This is a genomic window from Pseudomonas sp. H3_E07, from assembly GCF_054668895.1.
Map to the genome: position 1 here is coordinate 1,274,165 of NZ_CP162795.1, position 23,975 is coordinate 1,298,139.

At 60.1% G+C, this 23,975-nt stretch carries 20 protein-coding genes; 16 read left to right on the plus strand and 4 right to left on the minus strand.

Going from position 1 to position 23,975, the window contains the following annotated elements; all coding sequences use genetic code 11:
• The first annotated feature begins 190 nt into the window (after positions 1 to 190).
• Positions 191 to 3,037: an RNA polymerase-associated protein RapA gene (gene rapA, locus AB4O08_RS05815; RefSeq protein ID WP_010212351.1), complete on the plus strand. Its 2,847-nt coding sequence runs from the start codon at positions 191 to 193 to the stop codon at positions 3,035 to 3,037.
• 179 nt (positions 3,038 to 3,216) lie between these two features.
• On the opposite strand, the gene AB4O08_RS05820 is transcribed toward rapA, so the two are convergent.
• Positions 3,217 to 4,563 carry a spinster family MFS transporter gene (locus AB4O08_RS05820; protein ID WP_021492383.1) on the minus strand — a complete coding sequence of 449 codons (1,347 nt, stop codon included), beginning with the start codon at positions 4,561 to 4,563 and terminating at the stop codon, positions 3,217 to 3,219.
• A gap of 251 nt (positions 4,564 to 4,814) precedes the next feature.
• Here AB4O08_RS05820 and AB4O08_RS05825 point away from each other — a divergent pair, with 251 nt between their 5' ends.
• The 3 genes from AB4O08_RS05825 to AB4O08_RS05835 all read left to right on the plus strand — a co-directional run bounded on the left by AB4O08_RS05825 (position 4,815) and on the right by AB4O08_RS05835 (position 9,967).
• Positions 4,815 to 5,180 (plus strand): YkgJ family cysteine cluster protein, encoded by a 366-nt coding sequence (locus tag AB4O08_RS05825; protein ID WP_021492384.1) that lies wholly within the window; start codon positions 4,815 to 4,817, stop codon positions 5,178 to 5,180.
• 140 nt (positions 5,181 to 5,320) lie between these two features.
• Positions 5,321 to 7,585 carry a putative bifunctional diguanylate cyclase/phosphodiesterase gene (locus AB4O08_RS05830; protein WP_010212354.1) on the plus strand — a complete coding sequence of 755 codons (2,265 nt, stop codon included), beginning with the start codon at positions 5,321 to 5,323 and terminating at the stop codon, positions 7,583 to 7,585.
• 204 nt (positions 7,586 to 7,789) lie between these two features.
• On the plus strand, positions 7,790 to 9,967 hold the full coding sequence (locus AB4O08_RS05835; RefSeq protein WP_021492386.1) for a hypothetical protein: 2,178 nt from the start codon (positions 7,790 to 7,792) through the stop codon (positions 9,965 to 9,967).
• A 309-nt stretch (positions 9,968 to 10,276) separates the two neighbouring features.
• Here AB4O08_RS05835 and AB4O08_RS05840 read toward each other — a convergent pair whose 3' ends face one another.
• Positions 10,277 to 10,579, minus strand: a complete 303-nt coding sequence (locus AB4O08_RS05840; RefSeq protein WP_010212359.1) for a DUF2288 domain-containing protein — start codon at positions 10,577 to 10,579, stop codon at positions 10,277 to 10,279.
• A 341-nt stretch (positions 10,580 to 10,920) separates the two neighbouring features.
• Here AB4O08_RS05840 and AB4O08_RS05845 point away from each other — a divergent pair, with 341 nt between their 5' ends.
• The 9 genes from AB4O08_RS05845 (at position 10,921) to AB4O08_RS05885 (ending at position 18,632) form a co-directional block, all read left to right on the plus strand.
• Positions 10,921 to 12,048: a branched-chain amino acid ABC transporter substrate-binding protein gene (locus AB4O08_RS05845; protein ID WP_010212361.1), complete on the plus strand. Its 1,128-nt coding sequence runs from the start codon at positions 10,921 to 10,923 to the stop codon at positions 12,046 to 12,048.
• Between the two features lie 229 nt (positions 12,049 to 12,277).
• Complete coding sequence (livH, locus tag AB4O08_RS05850; protein ID WP_003172375.1) at positions 12,278 to 13,201, plus strand: high-affinity branched-chain amino acid ABC transporter permease LivH; 924 nt, start codon at positions 12,278 to 12,280, stop codon at positions 13,199 to 13,201.
• The gene (locus AB4O08_RS05855) at positions 13,198 to 14,451 is read left to right on the plus strand and encodes a high-affinity branched-chain amino acid ABC transporter permease LivM (protein ID WP_010212364.1); all 1,254 of its coding nucleotides are present in this window, start codon (positions 13,198 to 13,200) and stop codon (positions 14,449 to 14,451) included. The genes livH and AB4O08_RS05855 overlap by 4 nt, the downstream gene beginning before the upstream one ends.
• Positions 14,448 to 15,215 (plus strand): high-affinity branched-chain amino acid ABC transporter ATP-binding protein LivG, encoded by a 768-nt coding sequence (livG, locus tag AB4O08_RS05860; RefSeq protein ID WP_010212365.1) that lies wholly within the window; start codon positions 14,448 to 14,450, stop codon positions 15,213 to 15,215. The genes AB4O08_RS05855 and livG overlap by 4 nt, the downstream gene beginning before the upstream one ends.
• 1 nt (position 15,216) lies before the next feature.
• Positions 15,217 to 15,918 carry an ABC transporter ATP-binding protein gene (locus AB4O08_RS05865; protein ID WP_010212366.1) on the plus strand — a complete coding sequence of 234 codons (702 nt, stop codon included), beginning with the start codon at positions 15,217 to 15,219 and terminating at the stop codon, positions 15,916 to 15,918.
• 260 nt (positions 15,919 to 16,178) lie between these two features.
• Complete coding sequence (locus AB4O08_RS05870; RefSeq protein WP_010212367.1) at positions 16,179 to 16,475, plus strand: BufA1 family periplasmic bufferin-type metallophore; 297 nt, start codon at positions 16,179 to 16,181, stop codon at positions 16,473 to 16,475.
• A 23-nt stretch (positions 16,476 to 16,498) separates the two neighbouring features.
• Positions 16,499 to 17,377 carry an MNIO family bufferin maturase gene (gene bufB, locus AB4O08_RS05875; protein ID WP_460114751.1) on the plus strand — a complete coding sequence of 293 codons (879 nt, stop codon included), beginning with the start codon at positions 16,499 to 16,501 and terminating at the stop codon, positions 17,375 to 17,377.
• On the plus strand, positions 17,374 to 18,150 hold the full coding sequence (locus AB4O08_RS05880) for an HvfC/BufC N-terminal domain-containing protein (RefSeq protein ID WP_460114752.1): 777 nt from the start codon (positions 17,374 to 17,376) through the stop codon (positions 18,148 to 18,150). Before bufB ends, AB4O08_RS05880 begins: the two co-directional genes overlap by 4 nt.
• The gene (locus tag AB4O08_RS05885; RefSeq protein ID WP_010212370.1) at positions 18,147 to 18,632 is read left to right on the plus strand and encodes a DoxX family protein; all 486 of its coding nucleotides are present in this window, start codon (positions 18,147 to 18,149) and stop codon (positions 18,630 to 18,632) included. The genes AB4O08_RS05880 and AB4O08_RS05885 overlap by 4 nt, the downstream gene beginning before the upstream one ends.
• Here the strand turns inward: AB4O08_RS05885 and AB4O08_RS05890 are convergent.
• A complete protein-coding gene (locus tag AB4O08_RS05890) occupies positions 18,629 to 19,537 on the minus strand; it encodes a LysR family transcriptional regulator (RefSeq protein WP_021492390.1) in 909 nt (302 codons plus the stop codon). The genes AB4O08_RS05885 and AB4O08_RS05890 overlap by 4 nt on opposite strands.
• A gap of 105 nt (positions 19,538 to 19,642) precedes the next feature.
• Between AB4O08_RS05890 and AB4O08_RS05895 the strand changes: the two genes are divergently transcribed.
• The 3 genes from AB4O08_RS05895 (at position 19,643) to AB4O08_RS05905 (ending at position 22,730) form a co-directional block, all read left to right on the plus strand.
• Positions 19,643 to 20,242, plus strand: a complete 600-nt coding sequence (locus tag AB4O08_RS05895) for a short chain dehydrogenase (protein ID WP_010212372.1) — start codon at positions 19,643 to 19,645, stop codon at positions 20,240 to 20,242.
• A gap of 96 nt (positions 20,243 to 20,338) precedes the next feature.
• Entirely contained in the window at positions 20,339 to 21,010 is a 672-nt protein-coding gene (locus AB4O08_RS05900) for a COG3650 family protein (protein ID WP_021492391.1), read from the plus strand.
• Between the two features lie 106 nt (positions 21,011 to 21,116).
• Positions 21,117 to 22,730, plus strand: coding sequence for an NAD(P)/FAD-dependent oxidoreductase (locus AB4O08_RS05905; RefSeq protein ID WP_010212374.1), 1,614 nt, complete (start codon positions 21,117 to 21,119; stop codon positions 22,728 to 22,730).
• A 43-nt stretch (positions 22,731 to 22,773) separates the two neighbouring features.
• Here AB4O08_RS05905 and AB4O08_RS05910 read toward each other — a convergent pair whose 3' ends face one another.
• Complete coding sequence (locus tag AB4O08_RS05910; protein WP_010212375.1) at positions 22,774 to 23,868, minus strand: PLP-dependent cysteine synthase family protein; 1,095 nt, start codon at positions 23,866 to 23,868, stop codon at positions 22,774 to 22,776.
• Positions 23,869 to 23,975: the final 107 nt, after the last annotated feature.

A 23,975-nucleotide genomic window follows, 5' to 3' on the forward strand; every position in this document is an offset into this window, starting at 1 on the left:
CGGCGGGTTGCCGGGCGACTTGAGCGCAGGCTCGCCAACCTGTGACCCAGTCGACACTGTCAAGTGCCCGCCACCCGTCGATTCGACTTCCGATACGCCGCGCCAACGGAGTAGTTTTTCTCAGAGTCCTTGGGCGTGGGGGCTTGTTCCGTTAAGATAGTCGGCTTTTTCACGGCGGGAGTCAGGCAGCATGGCGCAGCAGTATCAACCGGGGCAACGCTGGATTAGTGACAGCGAAGCAGAGCTGGGGTTAGGCACCGTTCTGGCACAGGACGGCCGCTTATTGACCGTGCTCTATCCGGCCACTGGCGACACTCGCCAGTATGCGCTACGGAATGCGCCCCTCACTCGCGTGAGGTTTTCGCCGGGTGACAGCATCACCCACTTCGAAGGCTGGAAAATGACCGTTCAGGAAGTCGACGATGTCGACGGCTTGCTGGTGTACCACGGCCTCAATGGGCAGAACGAGCAGGTCACCCTGCCGGAAACCCAACTCTCGAACTTCATCCAGTTCCGCCTGGCCAGCGACCGCCTGTTCGCCGGGCAGATCGACCCGCTGGCCTGGTTCTCGCTGCGCTACCACACCCTGGAACACACCAGCCGCCAATTGCAGTCCTCGTTGTGGGGCTTGGGTGGCGTGCGTGCACAACCGATCGCGCACCAGTTGCACATCGCCCGTGAGGTCGCTGACCGTATCGCGCCACGGGTATTGCTGGCTGACGAAGTGGGCTTGGGCAAGACCATCGAAGCCGGCCTGGTGATCCATCGCCAACTGCTGTCGGGCCGCGCCAACCGCGTGCTGATCCTGGTCCCGGAAAACCTGCAGCACCAATGGCTGGTGGAAATGCGCCGCCGCTTCAACCTGCAGGTTGCGCTGTTCGACGAAGAACGCTTTATCGAAAGCGATGCCACCAACCCGTTCGAAGACACCCAACTGGCTCTGGTTGCGCTGGAATGGCTGGTGGACGACGAAAAGGCCCAGGACGCGCTGTTCGCCGCCGGTTGGGACCTGTTGGTGGTCGATGAAGCTCACCATCTGGTATGGCATGAAGACAAGGTCAGCCCGGAATACGCGCTGGTCGAGCAACTGGCCGAAGTGATCCCTGGCGTATTGCTGCTCACCGCCACCCCGGAGCAATTGGGCCAGGACAGCCACTTCGCGCGTCTGCGCCTGCTCGACCCGAATCGCTTCCACGACCTGCAAGCCTTCCGCGCCGAGAGCGAGAACTATCGCCCGGTCGCCGAAGCCGTGCAGGAGCTGCTGGACAAAGGTCGTCTCTCCCCTGCCGCGCACAAGACCATCCAGGGTTTCCTCGGCAACGAAGGTGAAGCGCTGCTGACCGCCGTCAACGATGGCGACACCGAAGCCAGCGCACGCCTGGTACGCGAGCTGCTCGACCGCCACGGCACGGGCCGCGTGCTGTTTCGCAACACCCGTGCCGCTGTGCAAGGTTTCCCAGAGCGCAAACTGCACGCCTACCCGCTGCCGAACCCGGACGAATACCTCGAGTTGCCGCTGGGCGAACACGCCGAACTGTACCCGGAAGTCAGCTTCCAGTCGCAGCCGGACATCGAAGAAGAAAACCGCTGGTGGCGCTTCGACCCGCGCGTCGAATGGCTGATCGACCAGCTGAAAATGCTCAAGCGCACCAAGGTCCTGGTGATCTGCGCCCACGCCGAAACCGCCATGGACCTGGAAGACGCCCTGCGCGTGCGCTCCGGCATTCCGGCCACGGTGTTCCACGAGGGCATGAACATCCTCGAGCGTGACCGCGCCGCCGCTTACTTCGCCGATGAAGAGTTTGGCGCCCAAGTGCTGATCTGTTCGGAAATCGGCAGTGAAGGCCGTAACTTCCAGTTCTCCCACCACCTGGTGCTGTTCGACCTGCCGTCCCACCCCGATTTGCTGGAACAGCGCATCGGCCGACTGGACCGGATCGGCCAGAAACACGTGATCGAACTGCACGTGCCGTACCTGGAAACCAGCCCGCAAGAGCGCCTGTTCCAGTGGTACCACGAAGCGCTCAACGCCTTCCTCAACACCTGCCCGACCGGCAACGCCTTGCAGCATCAGTTCGGCCCACGCCTGCTGCCGCTGCTGGAAAACGCCGATGACGGCGAGTGGCAAGCCTTGATCGACGAGGCCCGCGCCGAGCGTGAGCGCCTGGAAGAAGAACTGCACACCGGTCGCGACCGCCTGCTGGAACTCAACTCCGGCGGCGCGGGTGAAGGCGATGCACTGGTGGAAGACATCCTTGAGCAAGACGACCAATTCGCCCTGCCGATCTACATGGAAACCCTGTTCGACGCCTTCGGCATCGACAGCGAAGACCATTCGGAAAACGCGCTGATCCTCAAGCCCAGCGAAAAGATGCTCGACGCCAGTTTCCCCCTGGGTGACGACGAAGGTGTGACCATCACCTACGACCGTAACCAGGCGCTGTCCCGTGAAGACATGCAGTTCATCACCTGGGAACACCCGATGGTGCAGGGCGGCATGGACCTGGTGTTGTCCGGTTCCATGGGCAACACCGCCGTGGCGCTGATCAAGAACAAGGCGCTGAAGCCTGGCACCGTGTTGCTGGAACTGCTCTACGTCAGCGAAGTGGTTGCCCCGCGCTCGCTGCAACTGGGCCGTTACCTGCCGCCGGCAGCCCTGCGCTGCCTGCTGGATGCCAATGGCAACGACCTGTCGAGCCGTGTGTCTTTCGTGACCCTCAACGACCAATTGGAAAGCGTGCCACGGGCCAGCGCCAACAAGTTCATCCAGGCCCAGCGCGACCAGCTGACGCCACGGATCAACGCGGGCGAAGAGAAGATCACCCCGCAACATGCCGAGCGCGTGGCCGAGGCCAAGCGTCGCCTGGCGGCGGACACCGACGAAGAACTGGCACGCCTGACCGCCTTGCAAGCGGTCAACCCGACTGTGCGCGACAGCGAGCTGGTGGCCCTGCGCACCCAACGCGAGCAAGGCCTGGCCATGCTGGATAAGGCGGCGCTGCGACTGGAAGCGATTCGGGTTCTGGTAGCAGGTTAATCGTGGTTTGAAGCACAAAAAAGGCCCGCGCAATGCGGGCCTTTTTCGTTTGTCGCGGCCCCGGTGTTGTGGGTGCCGGCCTCTTCGCAAGCAAGCCAGCTCCCACATTTGACCGAGTTGCCATGTCGATAACCGTTCAATGTGGGAGCTGGCTCGCCTGCGAAGGGGTCAACCCGATCTCAGGCGGGAACCCCGGCAGCCGGCACCTGCACGTCCCCCAATCCTTCCTTCATCTTCTTGGCATCGCGCACAAAGCTGCGCGACGCCTGGAACAGAAACAGCATGGTCAAGAACAGCGCCACCGGGATCAGGTACATGGCGTCATGCAACCCCACCGCTTTATACGCTTCGGTCATCTGCTCCGCCCCCGCTGCGTACATCGCCGAATGGGCAAAATGATCGGAGAGCCCGCCCACCACGATCGGCCCCATTCCACCCCCCAACAAGTACAACCCGGCAAAAAACAGCGCCATCGCCGTGGCGCGCAGGCGCGGTTCGACCACGTCCTGAATCGCCGTGTACACGCAGGTGTAGAAGTTATAGGCAAACAACCAGCCCACGCTGAACAGCGCCACGAACACACCAATCTCAATGCGCCCGGCGTGCAACGCCCAGGCGGTGGTCACGGTGGAGATAATCAGGCTGAACGCGGCGAACAACAGCCGACCATTGGCAACCCGCTGATGGATCTTGTCGGCGACCCAGCCCCCCAACGTCAGGCCCACCAGGCCGGTCAAACCGACGATCACGCCAGTGGCGACGGCGGCTTCCTGCAACGGCATCAGGAAATAACGCTGCAGCATCGGCACCAGGAACGAGTTGCAGGCATAGGTCGCAAAGTTGAAGCACAACCCGGCCAGCACCAGCCACAGAAAGGTCGGCACCGCCAACACACGGCGGATCGGGCGGTCGACGCGTTCTTGGGACACCTGCACGGTTTCGGCGGCGCCGCGCTTGGGCTCCTTGATATAGAACATGAACACCGCCAGGATCATGCCCGGTACCGCCGCAATAAAGAACGGTGCGCGCCAGCTGTCGAACGCCTTGACCATCCAGCCGATGGTAAAGAATGCCAGCAACAGCCCCAACGGCAGGCCCAGCATGAAAATGCCCATGGCCCGCGCGCGACGGTGCGCCGGAAACAGGTCGCCAATCAGCGAGTTGGCCGCCGGTGCATAGCTGGCTTCGCCAATGCCGATGCCCATGCGCACCAACAGAAACGTCCAGAAACTGCCGACCATGCCATTGACCGCCGTCAGCCCGCTCCAGGCGAACAAGCCCCAGCCCATCAGTTTGCTGCGCGAGCCGGTATCGGCCAGGCGCCCGAGGGGCAAGCCGGCAATGGCGTAGACGATGGTGAAGGCGGTGCCGATGATGCCGAGCTGGAAGTCGCTCAGGTGCCATTCCATGCGGATTGGCTCGATGATGATCGCCGGAATCGTGCGATCGAAGAAATTGAACAGGTTGGCGAGGAACAGCAGGAACAGAATGCGCCAGGCATTCGCCGCTTGGGTCGAGTTCTGCATGGGTCCGTCTCTTTTATTGTTATGAGAGCTGCGATGCCCGATGCATCCTGCCCGGTACCTGCAACATAGTCAGACAGCACCCGGTTGTCTGTAATGATTCGTAAAGCTGATAGGGCATGATTTCGCCCGGCAGCACGGGACTTCGCCCACAAAAATATAAGTGCCTGCCCCCCTTCCCAACGGCCATGGCCCGGATAGAATGGCGAGCCTTCCGTAACACCCCAACCCTACTTTTCTTATCGATGACGCCCATGTCCGAAGCCAGTCCGTGTCTGAATTGCGGTGCCTGCTGTTCACACTTTCGTGTGTCTTTCTTTTGGGGAGAGTGCGCCTCGTCGGGGGGCACGGTGCCCGATGACCTGGTGGTGCAGATCAACCCCACCCGCGTGGCGATGATCGGCACCGATCAGAAGCCGGCGCGCTGCTGCAGCCTTGAAGGAGAAGTGGGCCAAGGCACCCGCTGCACGATTTACGAACAACGCTCCAGTGTGTGCCGCGAATTCGAGGCCTCCTGGTATGGGGGCGAACACAACGCCGATTGCGATGCAGCCCGCGCCGCGTTTGGCCTGGCGCCTCTGGAAGCACCGTTCGAACTGGACCTGCCCATCAGCGCTTAGCATCAAACGCTATGGGTGGCATGCCAAAATCGTAGAGAATCAAAGTGCCATTACTCCTTGGCGAATTCTCCTAGCCGTCTACACTCGTCCTCATTGGTCATCGCCGTAGGCAGTGACGTGACGCTATGACGGGACATGCTATGGAATGGCTGGGTCTGCATTTTTTTACCGAACTTCCAGCGAGCGGGCACTTATTACTCAATTGCAGTCATAACCCCTTCCTGGTGTTGCTCGCCTACCTGGTTGCGTGTGCGGCGGGCTTTGGCACACTGGACATGGCCGAACGCGTCGGCCATGTCGAAGACCCTACCGCGCGGCGCCATTGGCGCTGGCTCGGTGCCGGTTGCCTGGCAGGCGGGATCTGGTCCACCCATTTCATCAGCATGCTGGCCTTCCAGGCCCCGATTGTGATCCATTACGAACTGTTCATGACGTTCGCATCCTTGCTGATCGCGCTGATCGCGTCGTTGATCGCCATGCAAACCCTCAGTCACTCCAACCTGCGCTTTCACCAGTATTTGCTGGCGTCCATCTGGATGGGCATCGGCATCGCCTTGATGCATTACGTTGGCATGTCGGCCATGCGCTCCCAGGCCCAGATGTATTTCGATTCGGGACTGTTCCTGGCCTCGGTTGGCATTGCCATGGGTGCCAGCCTCGCGGCGTTGTTGCTGTCGAGTTACCTGCGCACGGGCACGGGCGTGTTCCATCAACTGCTCAAATACGCCGCCAGCCTGGTCTTGGGCGCGGGGATCCTGAGCATGCATTTTACGGGCATGGCCGCTCTGCAATTAATCGTCCCCACCGGCGCTGACCTCTCACTGGCAGTGGATAACAACCCCATTCAACTGGGCCTGTCGGTGGCCGTCATCACCCTGCTGGTGATCGGCAGCAGCATCAGCGCCGCTCTGGCCGACAAGAAACTGCAGCACAAGGAACGTGACCTGCGCCGGGTCAATGCACTGCTCAGCGAACTGGACCAGGCTCGCGCCTCGCTGCAACAAGTAGCCCATTACGACGCCCTGACCAGCCTGCTCAATCGCCGAGGGTTCAACCAGATTTTTGCGGAGAAGCTCGCCGAAAAAACCGCCTCCAACGGCATGATGGCCGTGATATTCCTCGATATTGATCACTTCAAGCGCATCAATGACAGCCTCGGGCATGACGCCGGCGACCAGTTACTCAGCGTGCTGGCCGGGCATATCAAGGGCTCGGTGCGCAGCCACGCGGATGTGGTCGCACGGTTTGGCGGCGATGAGTTTTGCATCCTGATCAGCATTCACCACCGCGACGAAGCCCGGCACCTGGCCCAGCGCATCATGCAACAGATGAAAGAGCCCATCGAATTGGCCGGCCGACGCATGGTGATGACCACTAGCATTGGTATCAGCCTGTTCCCCGACGACGGCCTGACTTGCGAAGAACTGCTGAAAACCGCCGATCTGGCGCTGTACCAGTCCAAGGATGCCGGGCGCAACAATCTCAACTTTTTCAGTTCCAACCTGAAAACTCGCGCCTTCCTCGAACTGCAACTGGAAGAGGAATTACGCGGAGCGCTGCGCACCCATAACCAACTGGTGTTGTTCTATCAACCGATCTTCGACATGAAATTGGGCAAGGTCACGCGGCTCGAAGCCCTAGTGCGCTGGCAACATCCACAGCACGGCTTGCTGGCCCCGGACCGCTTTATCGGCATCGCCGAAAGCAACGGCCTGATTGCCGAACTGGACCATTGGGTGTTGCGCCAAGCCTGTCATGACCTGAGCCTGCTGGCTGACCGCGGCTACACCGACTTGACCATGTCAGTGAACTGCTCGGCCCTTAACCTGGCGCGCGATGAGCTGGCGGATGAAATCGAAGACGCGTTGCGCTTCAGCGGGATCGGCGCCAACCGCCTGGAGCTGGAAGTCACCGAAAACGCACTGATGGGCAACATCAGCAGCACCTTGGCGTTGCTGCGGCAGATCCGCGCGCTGGGCGTGTCGCTGGCCATCGACGACTTCGGCACGGGCTACTCGTCCCTCGCTTATCTCAAACGCTTGCCACTCAACACCCTGAAGATAGACCGCTCGTTTATCCAGGACATTCCCAAGTCCACCGCCGATATCGAGATCGTCCAGGCGGTGATCGGCATGGCTCACACCCTGCACTTGCAGGTGGTGACCGAAGGCGTGGAAACCCAGGCCCAATTCGAGGTGCTACTCAAGCATGGCTGCGATTTCGTGCAGGGTTACCTGCTAAGTCCGGCGGTGCCGGCCAGTGAGATCATCGGCGTGATGCAGGGCATCAACCAGCGCAACCCTCTCCCTGCGCACAGAGGGGTGGGCAGCAAGGACAGCAGTTCGACGAAAGACCCCTCCCCAAACCGTGGCAGCTCCACGTCGATCGTCAGGCCAATTCGTTGACGTCGAATCCTTGGCATTTAGCCATCATTTGCCTAAAGAACCCCGACAAACGGCCGATTCATCAGAGTCCGGCCAGGTTTTCCCTGAAAACACTCGGGTTTAGCCCACTCGCCCAGGACAAGGACGCGCAGTAAAGTCGCGAACTCCCACTCCGTGATGGCTACTTGATACTCTTTAGCCGTCCGCCCAGGCACATGGCGCACAATGACCTCTAAAAATAACTCTGCCACCCTGGTATCCGACGTGTTGCCCCCAGCGCCTGCGGACAAACCCTCAGGTTCAACGTCATTGAGCACCACCCGCCCGTCGGCCACCCAGCAATACCTGTACTTCACCGAAACCAATACCGACCGCATTCTCGACAACCTCGACGGCCTGCGCGACATGGTGTTCCCGCGCCCGCCCCACTTGGAAGGCGATACCGACCCGCGCAACGAGCAGGAATTTCCCTCGGTATGCCTGATCGGCCTGGGCCGCTGCGGTTCGAACATCGCACTGGACGTGGCGGAGTTGGTGTACAACGCGCGCAAGTTCTACCTGAACGAATTCAGCAACGAAGACAAATCGCAGGACAAGGGCTACAGCCCGGCCCAGTGGATCCGCAACAATCTGCGCCTGGGCGGCGGCAAGGCCAGCAAACCTGTGTTCCTGGTGGAGCCGCTGGTCATGCTCGGCGACCTGGACAAGGACATCGCCGGGCGCATCCGTTTCTCGCGCAAGGGCGAAAAAAGCGGCTTCCTGCGCGACTACAGCAAAATGAAGATCATGGACTTGTCGGAGGTCCATGCCGGTGGTGCCGGTAACGCGCCGATCCTCGGCCAGTACCTGGCCAAGATCATCCTCAACAAAGACACCCAGCGCTTTTCCAGCCCCGATTGGAAGATGATCCACTCGTACCTGATCGACTCTTGCGGTATCAAAGCCAACCAGTCGCGCCTGTACTTCTCGATCTTCAGCGCCGGCGGCGGCACCGGTTCGGGCATGGCCTCCGAATTCGGCCTGGCCCAGCAGCACTCGTACATGAACAAAACGTTCGACACCAAGCCCGCCGACGAGCACGACAGCAAAAGCGGCCATGCCTTTGTGTTCGAGCCGATCTTCACCAGCGGCATCTGCGTGCTGCCGAATATTTCCGACCACCGCAGTGAAATGTCCGAGGCGCTGCACATCAACGCCGGGCGACTGCTGTGCAAATACCTGTCGGAAGAATGGGATTTCTCGTACAACTTTGCCAACGAAGACAGCAGCGAAGCCAGCGTGAAGGGGCGTATCCGGCCGTGGAACGCGATGATGCTGATCTCCAACGACATCATGCGTTATGCCGAAGAAAGCGATGACGGCAATATCCAGAACATTGACGTCAATGCGATGGAAAAACACGCCAACCAGTACATTTCCCAGCAGATCTTCAACATCCTCACGGCCCAGGCCGTGACCACCGACTACGACCAGAACTACTTCCGTCGTGCCGGTATCGACATCGGCGAAACCATTCGCCTGGATGCCAACGACCTGTTCATGAGCCTGGCCGGCCCGGTGGCGATTGCCTATGCCGAATCCGTCGTCCCGGAAACCCCGGCGCCGTCGAGCGACAAGTTCAAGGTATTCGACAAAGAGCCGCAGCGCCTGAACATCGACGACCTGTTCTTCCGCTCCATCGACCTGCCGCACTTCAACAAGGTCACCCAAGCCATCGAAGGCATCAGCCTGCTGCCGATCGAGTCCAAGCGCTACAAGGCGTCGCTGGAGCAGTACAAGAATTCGGGCTACGACGCGGCCGCGTTGCACGACCTGCACTTCTTCAAAAACTGTTCGTCGGTGGTGTCGATCGTTTCATTGCCCAAGGACTACAAGCTGTCCTACATGGACCTGAACCGGCTCAAGACCCACCTCAACAGCCTGTTCCCCAATACCACCCTCAAGCGCTATGCCCTGGTGATCGGCGCTTCGGCCAACTTGTCGCTGACCACCCTGATCGCCAAGAGCCCGTGCCTGTCGGACGACTTTCTTACGCTGATCGTGGCATTCATCAAACGTTGCTTTGCGCGCAACCCGTACCGCTTCGATGACACGCTGGACAATTCGATCCTGGACTTCATCATCCACGAGGACTTCGACGAAGACCGTATCGACGAGCTGCTCAACGAGTTCGAAAACCCGGCGAAGATCCTCGATACCAACTGGTACGCGATCAAACCGATGTATGAGAAGAAGTACCGCGAGTTGATCAACGACAAAGAGAAGTTTGTGTCGATCAATGACATCCGCCTGTCACGGGATTGCGTGAAGAAGGCGATCAAGTACCTGCGCGAGATTTACCGTCACCGGATTGGCAAGACCAAGGTTATTTCGTTGAATAACCATACCGGGAAAACCGCCTAGGCCGCGTTGCCCTCTTCGCGAGCAAGCCCGCTCCCACAGTTGACCGTGTGCATCCTGCACAAATGCGGTCGCATGTGGGAGCGGGCTTGCTCGCGAATGCGGCAGTCCAGACAACAGATACCTTCAGTCCTGGCACACCTGGAAACAATTGCGCAGCGATTCGGCCAGCGCCCTAACTGTTCCCATGACGTGCACGTCACCCTCACCTGTGACCTTTCTCTACGGCAACGTGCCATCACGGCGTCAGCAGTTACTCCGCTACACACTTAAGACAGCAAAAACCACGCACCTTTTTCGTGCAATCTTTTCTTACACTGCCCTTTCCTGGATCAGAATCCACGGCGATACCACCACCGCCCACAGGCTCGGATCACGCTCAACCAGGTCCAATGCCCGCGTCGCAGACACTTCGCCAAGGCTCCCGGCAGCCAGCCAGGCAGCGACTTTGTCGCGATTATCTTCGGCCATGCCTTCGGCGGCCTCGATCAAATCCAGGCCGGCGTCGACCCACAATAGGGCACCCTTGGCAAAGAACGGCTCAAGCTCCTTCCAGGATATTTCGGCGGTTTCACCGAGCAGCTTGGCATAGAGGGTGCTAGGTTCTTGCGTCATGGGAGTTCACCTTGGGAAAAAATCGGCGCAATCATAGCGTCACACCTCAAGCAGAAAAACCCAGTTGCAAATGAGTCACCGATAGAAAGTGTCAGGAAAGCCAAGGATTGCCTGAAACTCCGGCATAACCCCGCCGCAATTCTGTCTTTTTCTTTCATTTAAGCGACATACCCGGGTTTTGCCCCCAGCAGCCAGCTTTTCAAGCGATCAACCGGCGCTCTACACTGTACCGGTACAGTTGCCAGGGCACTGCCGGGGGGATATCCGAGATATCTGATCCGGTTCTGCAGCTCACAAGGCCGCTAGAACTATAAAAAATACAACAGTAAGAGTGGAGCACTATGAATAAGGCTACTAAGCAGATTTCCAAACTGTTTGCCGCTATGGTCCTGGCTGGGGTTGCCGGCCATTCGTTCGCAGCCGACACCATCAAGATCGGTATCGCAGGTCCTAAGACCGGTCCAGTGACGCAATACGGCGACATGCAATTCATGGGTGCCAAGCAAGCCATCGCCGACATCAACGCCAAAGGCGGCGTCGACGGAAAAATGCTTGAAGCCAAGGAATACGACGACGCTTGCGATCCTAAACAAGCCGTTGCCGTCGCCAACAAAGTGGTCAACGACGGCGTCAAGTTCGTGGTCGGTCACCTCTGCTCCAGCTCCACTCAACCTGCCTCCGACATCTATGAAGATGAAGGCGTGATCATGATTACCCCGGCTGCCACCAGCCCGGAAATCACCGCGCGTGGCTACAAGCTGATCTTCCGCACCATCGGCCTGGACAGCGCTCAAGGCCCAGCCGCCGGCAACTACATCGCCGACCACGTGAAGCCGAAGATCGTGGCCGTACTGCACGACAAGCAGCAATACGGTGAAGGCATCGCCACCGCCGTCAAACAGACCCTCGAGAAGAAAGGCACCAAGGTTGCCGTCTTCGAAGGCCTGAACGCCGGCGACAAAGACTTCTCCTCGATCATCCAGAAACTCAAGCAAGCCAACGTCGACTTCGTCTACTACGGCGGCTACCACCCAGAGCTGGGCCTGATCCTGCGCCAAGCCAAGGAAAAAGGCCTGAACGCCAAGTTCATGGGGCCAGAAGGCGTCGGCAACGACTCCATCTCGCAAATCGCCCAGGGCGCTTCCGAAGGCCTGCTGGTGACCCTGCCTAAATCCTTCGACACCGACCCGGCCAACAAAGCCATCGTTGAAGAGTTCGCCAAGAACAAGCAGGACCCAACCGGTCCATTCGTGTTCCCAGCCTACTCGGCCATTGAAGTGATCGCCGGCGGTATCAAGGCTGCGAAGAGCGAAGACACCGCCAAGGTGGCCGAAGCCATCCACGCGGGCACCTTCAAGACCCCTACCGGCGACCTGAGCTTCGACGCCAAGGGCGACCTGAAGGACTTCAAGTTCGTGGTCTACGAATGGCACTTCGGTAAACCAAAAACCGAAGTTTCCCCTCAGTAAGCCAGGCATTACTGGTCCAACAAGCCCACTGTGAGAGCAGTGGGCTTTGTTTTACGAGGTTTATGGGCCTGACACCCGCGATCCGGGCGCTGGCTCACCTGAAAATCTTAAAACCGTCACCAGCGGTTCGCTGGCAAACGCTTTGTGCAAATGTGCTCACAGAACACAGCACGGGGCCGGAACATGACTCCACCAGTGAAATGCGTATCGGGTTTTTAGGAGCGCTGTAATGCCTGAGATCTATCATTTTTTCCAACAGCTGGTTAATGGCCTGACCATTGGCAGCACCTATGCCTTGATAGCCATTGGCTACACAATGGTTTACGGCATCATTGGAATGATCAACTTCGCCCATGGCGAGGTCTACATGATTGGTTCCTACGTGGCCTTTATCGCCCTTGCCGGGTTGGCCATGATGGGTATCCACTCCCTGCCGCTGTTGATGACCGCTGCGTTCCTTGCGTCGATCGTCGTAACCAGTGCCTATGGCTACAGTATCGAGCGCGTTGCCTATCGCCCCTTGCGTGGCAGCAACCGTTTGATCCCGCTGATTTCCGCCATTGGCATGTCGATTTTCCTACAGAACACCGTATTGCTGTCCCAGGATTCCAAGGACAAGTCCATTCCCAACCTGATCCCGGGGAGCTTCTCCTTCGGTCCGGGTGGTGCGGAAGAAGTCCTGATTTCCTACATGCAGATCCTGGTTTTCGTCGTCACCCTAGTGGCGATGCTGGGCCTGACCCTGTTCATCTCCCGCTCCCGTCTGGGGCGCGCCTGTCGGGCCTGCGCCGAAGACATCAAGATGGCCAACCTGCTGGGCATCAACACCAACAACATCATCGCCCTGACCTTCGTGATCGGCGCCGCGCTGGCCGCCGTTGCAGCGGTGCTGCTGAGCATGCAGTACGGCGTGATCAACCCTAACGCCGGTTTCCTGGTAGGCCTCAAGGCCTTTACCGCGGCGGTATTGGGCGGCATCGGCAGTATTCCGGGCGCGATGCTCGGTGGCCTGGTGCTGGGTGTGGCCGAAGCCTTTGGCGCCGATATCTTCGGCGACCAGTACAAGGACGTCGTGGCGTTCGGCCTGTTGGTTCTGGTGCTGTTGTTCCGTCCGACCGGAATCCTGGGCCGTCCGGAGGTTGAGAAAGTATGAGCAGATATCTTAAATCGGCGTTCTTCAGCGCCTTGCTGGTATGGGCCGTGGCCTTTCCGGTACTCGGTCTCAAGCTGAGCATTGTCGGCATCAATCTGGAAGTGCATGGCACCGGTCCCGTGACCCTGACCATCATTGCCCTCTGCTCGGTGCTGATGTTCCTGCGCGTGCTGTTCACCCAGCAGGTCGGTGCCCTGTTCAAGAGCAACCGTGGTCCGTTGGTGTCGCCCAAGGTCAGCCAATTCCTGACCCTGCCACGCACGCAGCGCTACATCATCATTGCCCTGATCATCGCCGCACTCATTTGGCCGTTCTTCGGCTCGCGCGGCGCGGTCGATATCGCCACCCTGATCCTGATCTACGTGTTGCTGGGCCTTGGCCTGAACATCGTGGTCGGCCTGGCCGGCCTGCTCGATCTGGGTTACGTGGGCTTCTATGCCGTGGGTGCCTACACCTACGCACTGCTCTCGCATTACCTGGGCTGGAGTTTCTGGATCTGCCTGCCATTGGCGGGCATGGCGGCGGCCACGTTCGGCTTCCTGCTGGGCTTCCCGGTACTGCGCCTGCGCGGTGACTACCTGGCGATCGTGACCCTGGGCTTCGGTGAAATCATCCGTCTGTTCCTGCGTAACCTCACCGACATCACCGGCGGCCCCAACGGTATCAGCAGCATCCCCAAGCCGACGTTCTTCGGGCTGTCGTTCGACCGTACCGCCGCTGAAGGCATGCAGACCTTCCACGAATACTTCGGGATCGACTACAACCCCGTGAGCAAAGTGGTGTTCCTGTACCTGGTGGCGCTGTTACTGGCATTGGCCGCCTTGTTCGTGATCAACCGCCTGCTGCGCATGCCGATCGGCCGCGCGTGGGAAGCGTTGCGCGAAGATGAGATCGCCTGCCGCGCACTGGGCCTGAACCCGACCATCATCAAACTCTCCGCGTTCACCCTGGGGGCTGCGTTCGCCGGTTTCGCCGGCAGCTTCTTCGCCGCTCGCCAAGGCCTGGTGACCCCGGAGTCGTTCACCTTCATCGAGTCGGCGATCATCCTCGCCATCGTGGTATTGGGTGGCATGGGCTCGCAACTGGGCGTGATCCTGGCGGCGATCGTGATGATCCTGCTGCCGGAAATGATGCGTGAGTTCAGCGAATACCGCATGTTGATGTTCGGCGCCATGATGGTGCTGATGATGATCTGGCGTCCTCAAGGCCTGCTGCCCATGCAACGTCCACACATGGAGCTGCGCAAATGAGCCGCGAGATCCTGAAAGTCGAAAATCTGAGCATGCGCTTCGGCGGTTTGCTAGCGGTCAACGGCGTAGCCCTGACCGTCAAAGAAAAACAAGTCGTAGCGCTGATCGGCCCCAACGGCGCCGGCAAGACCACGGTGTTCAACTGCCTCACCGGTTTCTACAAGCCGAGCGGTGGCAGCATCCTGCTGGACGGCCAACCGATCCAGGGCCTGGCCGGTCACGAGATCGCCCGCAAAGGCGTGGTGCGGACCTTCCAGAACGTGCGGTTGTTCAAGGACATGACGGCGGTCGAAAACCTGCTGATCGCCCAGCACCGCCACCTGAACACCAATTTCTTCGCAGGCTTGTTCAAGACCCCGGCGTTCCGCAAGAGCGAGCGCGAGGCCATGGAATATGCGGAGTACTGGCTGGACAAGGTCAACCTCACCGAGTTCGCCAACCGCCCCGCCGGCACCCTGGCCTATGGGCAGCAACGTCGCCTGGAAATCGCCCGTTGCATGATGACCCGTCCGCGGATCCTCATGCTCGACGAACCCGCGGCCGGCCTGAACCCCAAGGAAACCGAAGACCTCAAGGCCCTGATCAGCGTGTTGCGTGAGGAAAACAACGCCACCGTGCTGTTGATCGAACACGACATGAAACTGGTCATGAGCATTTCCGACCACATCGTGGTGATCAACCAGGGCACACCTTTGGCCAACGGCACGCCGGAGCAGATCCGCGACAATCCTGAAGTGATCAAAGCCTATTTGGGGGAAGCGTAAAATGCTGCAATTCGAAAACGTTTCCACTTTCTACGGCAAGATCCAGGCCCTGCACAGCGTCAACGTGGAAGTGCGCCAAGGCGAGATCGTCACGCTGATCGGCGCCAACGGTGCCGGCAAATCGACCTTGCTGATGACCCTGTGCGGTTCGCCGCAAGCCCACAGCGGCAGCATCCGCTACATGGGCGAAGAGCTGGTGGGCCAGCAGTCGTCGCAGATCATGCGAAAGAGCATTGCGGTGGTGCCGGAAGGCCGTCGCGTGTTCTCGCGCCTGACCGTGGAAGAGAACCTGGCCATGGGCGGGTTCTTCACCGACAAGGGCGACTACCAGGAGCAGATGGACAAGGTATTGCACCTGTTCCCGAGGCTCAAGGAACGCTTCAGTCAACGCGGCGGCACCATGTCCGGCGGTGAGCAGCAAATGCTCGCCATCGGCCGTGCGCTGATGAGCAAGCCCAAGCTGTTGCTGCTGGACGAACCTTCACTGGGCCTGGCGCCGATCATCATCCAGCAGATCTTCGACATCATCGAACAACTGCGCAAGGACGGTGTGACGGTGTTCCTGGTGGAACAGAATGCCAACCAGGCCTTGAAGATCGCTGACCGCGCCTATGTGCTGGAAAACGGCCGGGTGGTGATGCAAGGGACTGGCGAGCAGTTGCTGACCGATCCCAAGGTGCGCGAGGCGTACCTGGGCGGTTAAGAGACGGTTGCTGTAGGAACCCGATCAAAAATGTGGGAGCGGGCTTGCTCGCGAATAAAGTGGATCAGTCAGCACATTCAGTGACTGAAACACCGCATTCGCGAGCAAGCCCGCTCCCACATTTTGCTTTGTGTGATCCCTGAAACTTTCATTGTTTGAAATTATTTTCAAGCGATGTGTAACGAATCTCACCTTCCCGCCTCTAGTGGTGCAAGCAGGCACTCAAGCCCGCCAATTCAACCCACTGCTGGAGATTCAACATGACTACCAAACTGTCCGCCGCCACCCTCGTCCTGGCCCTCGGTTCCGCCCTGAGCCTGTCCACCCTGGCCACCACCGCCCACGCTGCCGACGACATGCAGAAATGCTTTGGCGTCGCCGAAGCTGGCAAGAACGATTGCGCCGCGGGTGCCGGCACTTCCTGCGCCGGCACCTCGAAAACCAAAGACCAGGCCAACGCCTGGAAACTGGTCCCGGCCGGCACCTGCCTCAAGACCCCAAGCTCCACCTCGCCGACCGGATTCGGCCAGGAAGCGGCCTTCACTGCCAAGTCCTGATCCCTCGCAAAACCTGAGTACTGATGATGACTCTTTCATCCCTGCACGCCATCTCCCAGGCTCAGGCGCCCGGCCTCCCCCGCCGGGCCGGGCTGGGGCTCAAGCATGAGCATTTCCTTGAAGTGCTGGAGACCTCACCCGACATCGGTTTTTTTGAAGTGCACGCCGAAAACTACATGGTGGCCGGCGGCCCGTTTCATCATTACCTGGGGTTGATCCGCGAACAGTACCCGTTGTCCTTGCACGGTGTGGGCCTGTCCATTGGCGGCGAACACCCGCTGGACCGTGAGCACCTGGCACGGTTGGCCACGCTGATCGATCGCTATCACCCCCAGTCTTTTTCCGAACACCTGGCCTGGTCGAGCCATGGCCCGGTGTTCCTCAATGACCTGCTGCCCCTGGCCTACGACAGCGCGACCCTGCAACGGGTGTGCGAACACATTGACCAGGTACAGAGCACCTTGAAGCGCCCAATGCTGCTGGAAAACCCGTCGACTTATCTGCAATTCCAGCGCTCGACCCTGGACGAGACCGACTTCATCAGCGAAATCATCCGCCGCACCGGCTGTGGTTTGCTGCTGGACGTCAACAACGTCTATGTGTCGTGCATCAACCATCAGCGCGATCCACTCGCCTACATCGATGCCCTGCCGCTGCAGGCCGTCGGCGAAATTCATCTGGCCGGTTTTGCCGAAGACACTGACAGCCTCGGTGATCGCTTGCTGATCGATGATCACGGCGCGCCAATCGATAACGCCGTGTGGCAGCTGTACGAAAAAGTACTGGCACACGTTGGCTCGGTTGCGACCCTGATCGAGCGGGATAACCAGGTGCCAGCATTCGGCGCACTGCTGGCCGAGGCTCAACAGGCCGAATGGCATCTGTCGCAGGTGACCCCATGAGCCTGCATGACGAGTTCGCCGAGGCCTTGTTGGCGCCGGATCTGGCCTGCCCCGATGGCCTGTTCAGCAGCAATGGCGCCGACCCTGCCAGCCGCTTTGTGGTGTATCGCAACAACGTGCACAGCGCGTTGATCAACGCACTGGCAACGGCTTACCCGGTGACATTACAACTGGTGGGCGAGGAATTTTTCCGCGCAATGGCCGGCCTGTTTGTGCAGGCTTACCCACCCACCAGCCCGTTGATCAGCGAGTACGGCAGTGCGTTCGCGGCGTTTATCCAGGACTTCGAGCCTGCCGCCAGCGTGCCCTACCTGGCCGATGTCGCACGCCTGGAACGCTTGCGCGTGCGTGCCTACCACGCAGCAGATACCCAGCCGCTGGAACAGCAGGCGGTTCTCCAAGCACTGCAAGGCCAGTCAGCCCTGGGGAAATTGCGCCTGCAACTGCACCCCTCCCTTGCCACATTGAATTCAACTTATGCGGTGGTAGCCATCTGGGCCGCACACCAGCTCGAAGGTGGCCTGGCCACCCTGAATCCCTGGCACGCCCAGGGTGCGCTGGTCATGCGTCAGGGCCTGAAGGTCCAGGTCTTTGCTATCGACCACGGTTCAGCCACGTTTATCGACAGCCTGGCCCATGGCACGCCCTTGGAAATAGCCGTGGAGCAGGCGCTTGAAGTGTCAGTCGAGTTCGACCTGCACCAATGCCTGACGCTGCTGATCAGCCACAACGCCATCACTCATTTGTATCCAGAACAAAAGGTATCGCCATGAATACTCGTCCGTCGTACCTGATCAATCGGGTCATCGCGCTTTTCGAGCAGATCCCCTACAGCCTGATCGCCTTTCTCGCACGTTTTTCCATTGCCGCGGTGTTCTGGAAATCCGGGCAAACCAAAGTCGAAGGCTTCGCGATTGATCTGATCAGCGGCACCTTCCAACTGGGTGAACCCAAACTGGCAGCCTCAACGTTGCCGTTGTTTCGCAGCGAATACCACGTGCCCCTGTTATCGCCCGAAGTCGCAGCGCCTATGGCCGCATTTGCCGAGCACTTTTTCCCGGTATTGATCCTGGTGGGCTTTGCCACACGCTTCTCGGCCTTGGCCCTGATCGGCATGACCCTGGTGATTCAGCTGTTCGTCTACCCGGACGCCTACCCGACCCACGGGACCTGGATCGCGCTGCTATTGTTGCTGGTGGCCAAAGGGCCGGGACGTCTGTCCATCGATCACCTGATCGCCCGTCGCTATGCTTAAAGCCGATCCAGGGCCTCGCCGCTGCGCTTGAACCAACCCACCAGATAATCGGCTAACACCTGGGTGCGGCGCGGCAAACCGCCCTGATAGGGATGCACCAGGTACATCGGCATGCTCCGCGTCTGATAATCGCGCAGGAGCCAGCGCAAACGGCCGTCCGCTAATTCCGCGGGGAGAACGTAGGACGGCAGCCGCGCAATACCGGCGCCCACCAATGCGGCCTTTTTCAACAGGTTGTAGTGGTTGGAGGCGAATGTGCCGCTGACCCGCACCCGCAGCAATTCGTGCTGCTGGTGATACAGCCACTCTTCACGCCCGCTGTAATGGCTGTTGAGCAGGCAGGTGTGCGCGGCCAGGTCGGACGGGGTCTGCGGCTCGCCATGCTCCTCAAGGTAGGCTGGGCTGGCGCAGGTCATCTCATGCCAGGCCAACAACGGCTTGGCCACCAGGCGCTCATTCTCGATCGCGCCTAAGCGTACCCCCAGGTCAAAGCCATCCCGCGCCAGGTCGCGGTAGCTGTTGTTGAGCTCCAGCTCGATCTGTACCTGCGGGTACTGCTTGGAAAACTCCAGCAACAATCCGTCGAAGAAGGTCTCGCCCAGCGACACCGGCACCGTCATGCGTACCGGCCCAGCCAGATCATCCTTGAGCCGGGCCAACGCCTGTCGGGCACGATCCACCTGCACCACCAATGCCTGGGCCTGGGGCAGCAACGCTGCGCCGGCCGCGGTCAGGCTAAGCTTGCGGGTGGTGCGGTGCAGCAATACCACGGAAAACCGCGCTTCCAACTGGCTGATCCGCTTGGACAACTGCCCTTTGCTGCAGCCCAATTGCTCGGCGGCCACGGTAAAACTACCGGCTTCGATCAGCACCGCAAACGCGGCCAGGTCATCCATGTCACTCACGGATTGTTTCCATTTGAAAACCAAAGGTTGCCTATTAGCACGTTTATTCGCAAAAGAAGCCACTCTAGACTGAACCCTCACTTAACTCCCTGGAGGAACAGCACCATGAAAATCCTATTGATTGGCGCCAGCGGCACTGTCGGTTCAGCAATCAAGGCGGAACTGGCCCAGCGTCACGACGTGATCAGCATCGGCCGCAACAGCGGTGACTTCCAGGTGGATATCAGCGACAGCGCGTCGATCCGCAAACTGTTCGAACAGACCGGCAAGTTCGATGCCCTGGTCTGTGCGGCAGGCAGCGTGAAGTTCGTGGCGCTAGGCGAGATGAGCGAAGGCGATTTCGAACTGGGCCTGCGTGACAAACTGATGGGCCAGGTCAACCTGCTGCTGATCGGCCGCGAATACGCCAACGATGGCGCCTCATTCACCTTCACCAGTGGCATTCTGAACCGCGACCCGATTCGCACCGGGGCTTCAGCTGCGCTGGTCAATGGTGCGCTGGATGCTTTCGTCAAAGCAGCGGCAATCGAGCTGCCACGTGGCCTGCGTGTCAACTCGGTGAGCCCGACGGTGTTACTGGAAGCCATGGACAGCTACGCACCGTACTTCCGTGGCTACAAACCGGCGCCGGGCGCCGACGTGGCATTGGCCTACGCAAAAAGTGTGGAAGGCTTGCAGACCGGCCAGACGTTTATCGTGGGGTGATCAGGCTGCCTGTCAGAATTACCTGAAGCTAACGGGCGGGGTTGTGATGCAGCGCAGGCCTGCGTAACGTGGCGGCACTTGTCTGGAGACCCGATAATGCGTGCCGCCCATACCCTTGCCCTACTTGCCTTGTTTCCCCTGTTTGGCGCCTGCCAGATGTTCGATAACGATCCGGCCAAGCCTTCTACGGCCGGGCTGACCCGAATGCAGGGCGAACTCACCGCAGTCGGCGGCAAACTGCTGTTCCAGCCGTGCAATGACAAACGCAACTACGTGGTCAACGACACCGGCGGCACCAGCATCCTGCAGGAAGCGGCCTCCCTCGCCGGCGAGCAAGGCGCGTTGTTTGCCGACCTGCGTGGCAAGTTCTCCGGGGTCGCCAGCGGCACCCAGGGCAGCGTCGACCTGCAACAACTCTACCGCGTCGAGCGCTCGACGTCGGCCTGCGACGACCCGGACTTCAAACGCATGATCCTGCGCGCCAACGGCCACAAACCGACCTGGGTGATGAACGTCACCGCCAAGGGCCTGGTGCTGGAGCGCGAAGGCCAACCGCCACTGGCGGTGCCCTATGTGGAAGAACAAATCGGTGACGGCCGCTTCAACCTGATGACCGAAGCCAACAACCAGCACGTGGAATTGTGGGTAGCCCCGCAGCGTTGCGTCGACCCGGTCAGCGGCAGCCTGCAACACATGACCGCCGAGTTGCGCGTCAACGGCCAGGTGCAGCGCGGTTGCGCGTCGTTCGGCGGCTCGCGCGACGACTGACGCGACCCCACGCTGTTTTAACATGACGGGAAACCGCCATTGAGGCTTATAATCGCCGGTTTGCAAAACAGCCGGCCTCCGAGCCCGCCGCCTACCGGATCCTGTCATGTTACGAATCACCGAACTCAAGCTGCCCATCGACCATCCCGAAGAAGACCTGCGGCCCGCCATCGTGCAGCGCCTGGGCATCGCCAGTGATGACCTGCTCGATTTCACCCTGTTCAAGCGTAGCTACGACGCCCGCAAGAAATCGTCGGAGCTGTGCTTCATCTACACCGTCGACTTGAATGTTAAGGGCGAAGCCGCCCTGCTGCTCAAGTTCGCCGATGATCGCAACGTCAACCCCGCGCCAGATGTCAGCTACAAAGTCGTGGGCCAGGCGCCGGAAGGCCTGGTTGAACGGCCGATCGTAGTGGGTTTCGGCCCATGCGGGATCTTTGCCGGGCTGTTGTTGGCACAAATGGGCTTCAAGCCGATCATCCTTGAGCGCGGCAAGGAAGTACGCCAGCGCACCAAGGACACTTGGGGCCTGTGGCGCAAAAGCGTGCTCAACCCAGAGTCCAACGTGCAGTTCGGGGAAGGTGGCGCCGGGACCTTTTCCGACGGCAAGCTGTACAGCCAGATCAAAGACCCGAAATTCCACGGCCGCAAAGTCCTGCACGAGTTCGTCAAGGCCGGTGCACCGGAAGAAATCCTCTACGTCAGCAAGCCGCATATCGGTACGTTCCGCCTGACCGGTGTGGTAGAGAACATGCGCGAGCAGATCATCGCCCTCGGCGGTGAAGTGCGTTTCGAGCAGCGGGTTACCGACGTGCTGATCGAGGACGGCCAGTTGAACGGCGTGGTCGTCGATGGTGGCGAGCAAATCCTGTCCAAGCACGTGATCCTGGCCCTGGGTCACAGCGCCCGCGACACCTTCCGCATGCTCCACGGCCGCGGTGTGTACATGGAAGCCAAGCCGTTTTCGGTGGGTTTCCGCATCGAGCACCCGCAATCACTGATCGACGCCGCGCGCCTGGGCAAATACGCCGGGCATCCGAAACTTGGCGCCGCCGACTACAAGCTGGTGCACCACGCCAAGAACGGCCGCTCGGTCTACAGCTTTTGCATGTGCCCAGGCGGCACCGTGGTCGCGGCGACTTCCGAGCCGAACCGCGTGGTCACCAACGGCATGAGCCAATATTCGCGCAACGAGCGCAATGCCAACTCCGGCATCGTGGTCGGCATCACTCCGGAGGTGGATTACCCGGGCGGTCCGCTGGCAGGTATCGAGCTGCAGGAGCGCCTGGAGTCCCACGCTTATGTCCTCGGTGGCAGCAACTACGAGGCGCCGGCGCAGTTGGTGGGTGACTTCATCGCCGGCAAGCCGTCCACAGCGATCGGCAGCGTGGAACCGTCCTACAAACCAGGCGTTTCCCTGGGCGACTTGGCGCTGGCCTTGCCGGACTTCGCCATCGAAGCGATCCGCGAAGCCCTGCCGGCGTTCGAGAAGCAGATCAAAGGCTACTCGCTGCACGATGCCGTGTTGACCGGCATTGAGACGCGTACTTCGTCGCCGCTGCGGATTACCCGTAACGAATCGATGCAGAGCTTGAACGTGAAAGGTCTGTTCCCGGCGGGGGAAGGCGCCGGTTATGCCGGAGGGATTCTGTCGGCAGGTGTGGATGGGATTCGCATTGCCGAGGCGTTGGCGCGGGACATGTTGGGCCTGCAAGCCTGACACATTCCCTTGTAGAAGCCCGGCTCGCCGGGCTTCTACAACGTTAAATGTTGGCGCGCAGAATACTGTCCGGCAACGGCTCGCCGCGCTCGACACTGGCCGCAACCGCCGCAATCAACCCGTCCAGCGCATACCCCTGCCCCGCCAGCCAGGCCTGATCGTAGTAAGTTGTGGCGTAGCGCTCACCGCCATCACACAAGATCGCCACAATCGAGCCCGACTCTCCCGCCGCTCTCATCTGCTGCGCCGCCACCAAAGCGCCAACCAGGTTAGTCCCGCTCGAACCGCCGACCCGCCGCCCCAACCGCTCGGCCAGGTAGTGCATGGCCGCCAGCGACAGTGCATCCGGCACCTTGACCATCGCATCGATCACCTTGGGCAAAAACGATGCCTCGACCCGTGGCCGACCAATGCCCTCAATCCGCGAACCGCAGTCCAGGCGCAAACTGGCATCACCACTCTGGTAGAAATCAAAGAACACCGAGCGTTCGGCATCGGCACACAACACGCGGGTGCAATGCTGGCGATAACGTACATAACGACCGAGGGTCGCGGTGGTGCCGCCCGTACCGGGGCTGGAGATCAACCAGCTCGGTTCTGGATGTTGCTCGAAACGCATCTGCTGGAAGATCGACTCAGCGATGTTGTTGTTTGCCCGCCAGTCGGTGGCGCGCTCAGCGTAGGTGAACTGGTCCATGAAGTGACCGCCACTTTCCCGCGCCAGACGTTCGGATTCGGCATAGATCTGCGTGGGATCCTGTACCAGGTGGCTCTTGCCGCCGTAGAAGGCAATCTGCGCGATTTTCTCCTGGGACGTGGTGGCCGGCATCACCGCAATAAACGGCAGACCGAGCAGGCGCGCGAAGTAGGCTTCAGAAATCGCCGTCGAACCGCTGGATGCTTCGATCACCGGCGCGCCCGGCTTGAGCCAGCCATTGCACAGCGCGTAGAGAAACAGCGAACGCGCCAGCCGATGCTTCAGGCTACCGGTGGGGTGGCTGGACTCGTCCTTGAAGTAAAGCTCGATGCCCGGCAACCCCGGCAGCGGCAAAGGGATCAAGTGCGTGTCCGCGCTGCGCTGGAAGTCAGCTTCAATGATGCGAATGGCTTCGCGAGCCCAGGGACGATGGTCACTCATGGAGAGTTTCTCTAAAGGGTGTAAGCCCTGATTTTAGGGGGTTTCCTACGTGTCACACAGATACAGTACCGATTCAATCGGGCGCACAATTGCTAGGTTCAATCGCA

Bases quoted from the DNA above. Each gene is read 5' to 3' on its own strand.
- rapA (WP_010212351.1), top strand. From the start codon at position 191: ATGGCGCAGCAGTATCAACCGGGGCAACGCTGGATTAGTGACAGCGAA.
- AB4O08_RS05820 (WP_021492383.1), bottom strand. From the start codon at position 4,563: ATGCAGAACTCGACCCAAGCGGCGAATGCCTGGCGCATTCTGTTCCTG.
- AB4O08_RS05825 (WP_021492384.1), top strand. From the start codon at position 4,815: ATGTCCGAAGCCAGTCCGTGTCTGAATTGCGGTGCCTGCTGTTCACAC.
- AB4O08_RS05830 (WP_010212354.1), top strand. From the start codon at position 5,321: ATGGAATGGCTGGGTCTGCATTTTTTTACCGAACTTCCAGCGAGCGGG.
- AB4O08_RS05835 (WP_021492386.1), top strand. From the start codon at position 7,790: ATGACCTCTAAAAATAACTCTGCCACCCTGGTATCCGACGTGTTGCCC.
- AB4O08_RS05840 (WP_010212359.1), bottom strand. From the start codon at position 10,579: ATGACGCAAGAACCTAGCACCCTCTATGCCAAGCTGCTCGGTGAAACC.
- AB4O08_RS05845 (WP_010212361.1), top strand. From the start codon at position 10,921: ATGAATAAGGCTACTAAGCAGATTTCCAAACTGTTTGCCGCTATGGTC.
- livH (WP_003172375.1), top strand. From the start codon at position 12,278: ATGCCTGAGATCTATCATTTTTTCCAACAGCTGGTTAATGGCCTGACC.
- AB4O08_RS05855 (WP_010212364.1), top strand. From the start codon at position 13,198: ATGAGCAGATATCTTAAATCGGCGTTCTTCAGCGCCTTGCTGGTATGG.
- livG (WP_010212365.1), top strand. From the start codon at position 14,448: ATGAGCCGCGAGATCCTGAAAGTCGAAAATCTGAGCATGCGCTTCGGC.
- AB4O08_RS05865 (WP_010212366.1), top strand. From the start codon at position 15,217: ATGCTGCAATTCGAAAACGTTTCCACTTTCTACGGCAAGATCCAGGCC.
- AB4O08_RS05870 (WP_010212367.1), top strand. From the start codon at position 16,179: ATGACTACCAAACTGTCCGCCGCCACCCTCGTCCTGGCCCTCGGTTCC.
- bufB (WP_460114751.1), top strand. From the start codon at position 16,499: ATGATGACTCTTTCATCCCTGCACGCCATCTCCCAGGCTCAGGCGCCC.
- AB4O08_RS05880 (WP_460114752.1), top strand. From the start codon at position 17,374: ATGAGCCTGCATGACGAGTTCGCCGAGGCCTTGTTGGCGCCGGATCTG.
- AB4O08_RS05885 (WP_010212370.1), top strand. From the start codon at position 18,147: ATGAATACTCGTCCGTCGTACCTGATCAATCGGGTCATCGCGCTTTTC.
- AB4O08_RS05895 (WP_010212372.1), top strand. From the start codon at position 19,643: ATGAAAATCCTATTGATTGGCGCCAGCGGCACTGTCGGTTCAGCAATC.
- AB4O08_RS05900 (WP_021492391.1), top strand. From the start codon at position 20,339: ATGCGTGCCGCCCATACCCTTGCCCTACTTGCCTTGTTTCCCCTGTTT.
- AB4O08_RS05905 (WP_010212374.1), top strand. From the start codon at position 21,117: ATGTTACGAATCACCGAACTCAAGCTGCCCATCGACCATCCCGAAGAA.
- AB4O08_RS05910 (WP_010212375.1), bottom strand. From the start codon at position 23,868: ATGAGTGACCATCGTCCCTGGGCTCGCGAAGCCATTCGCATCATTGAA.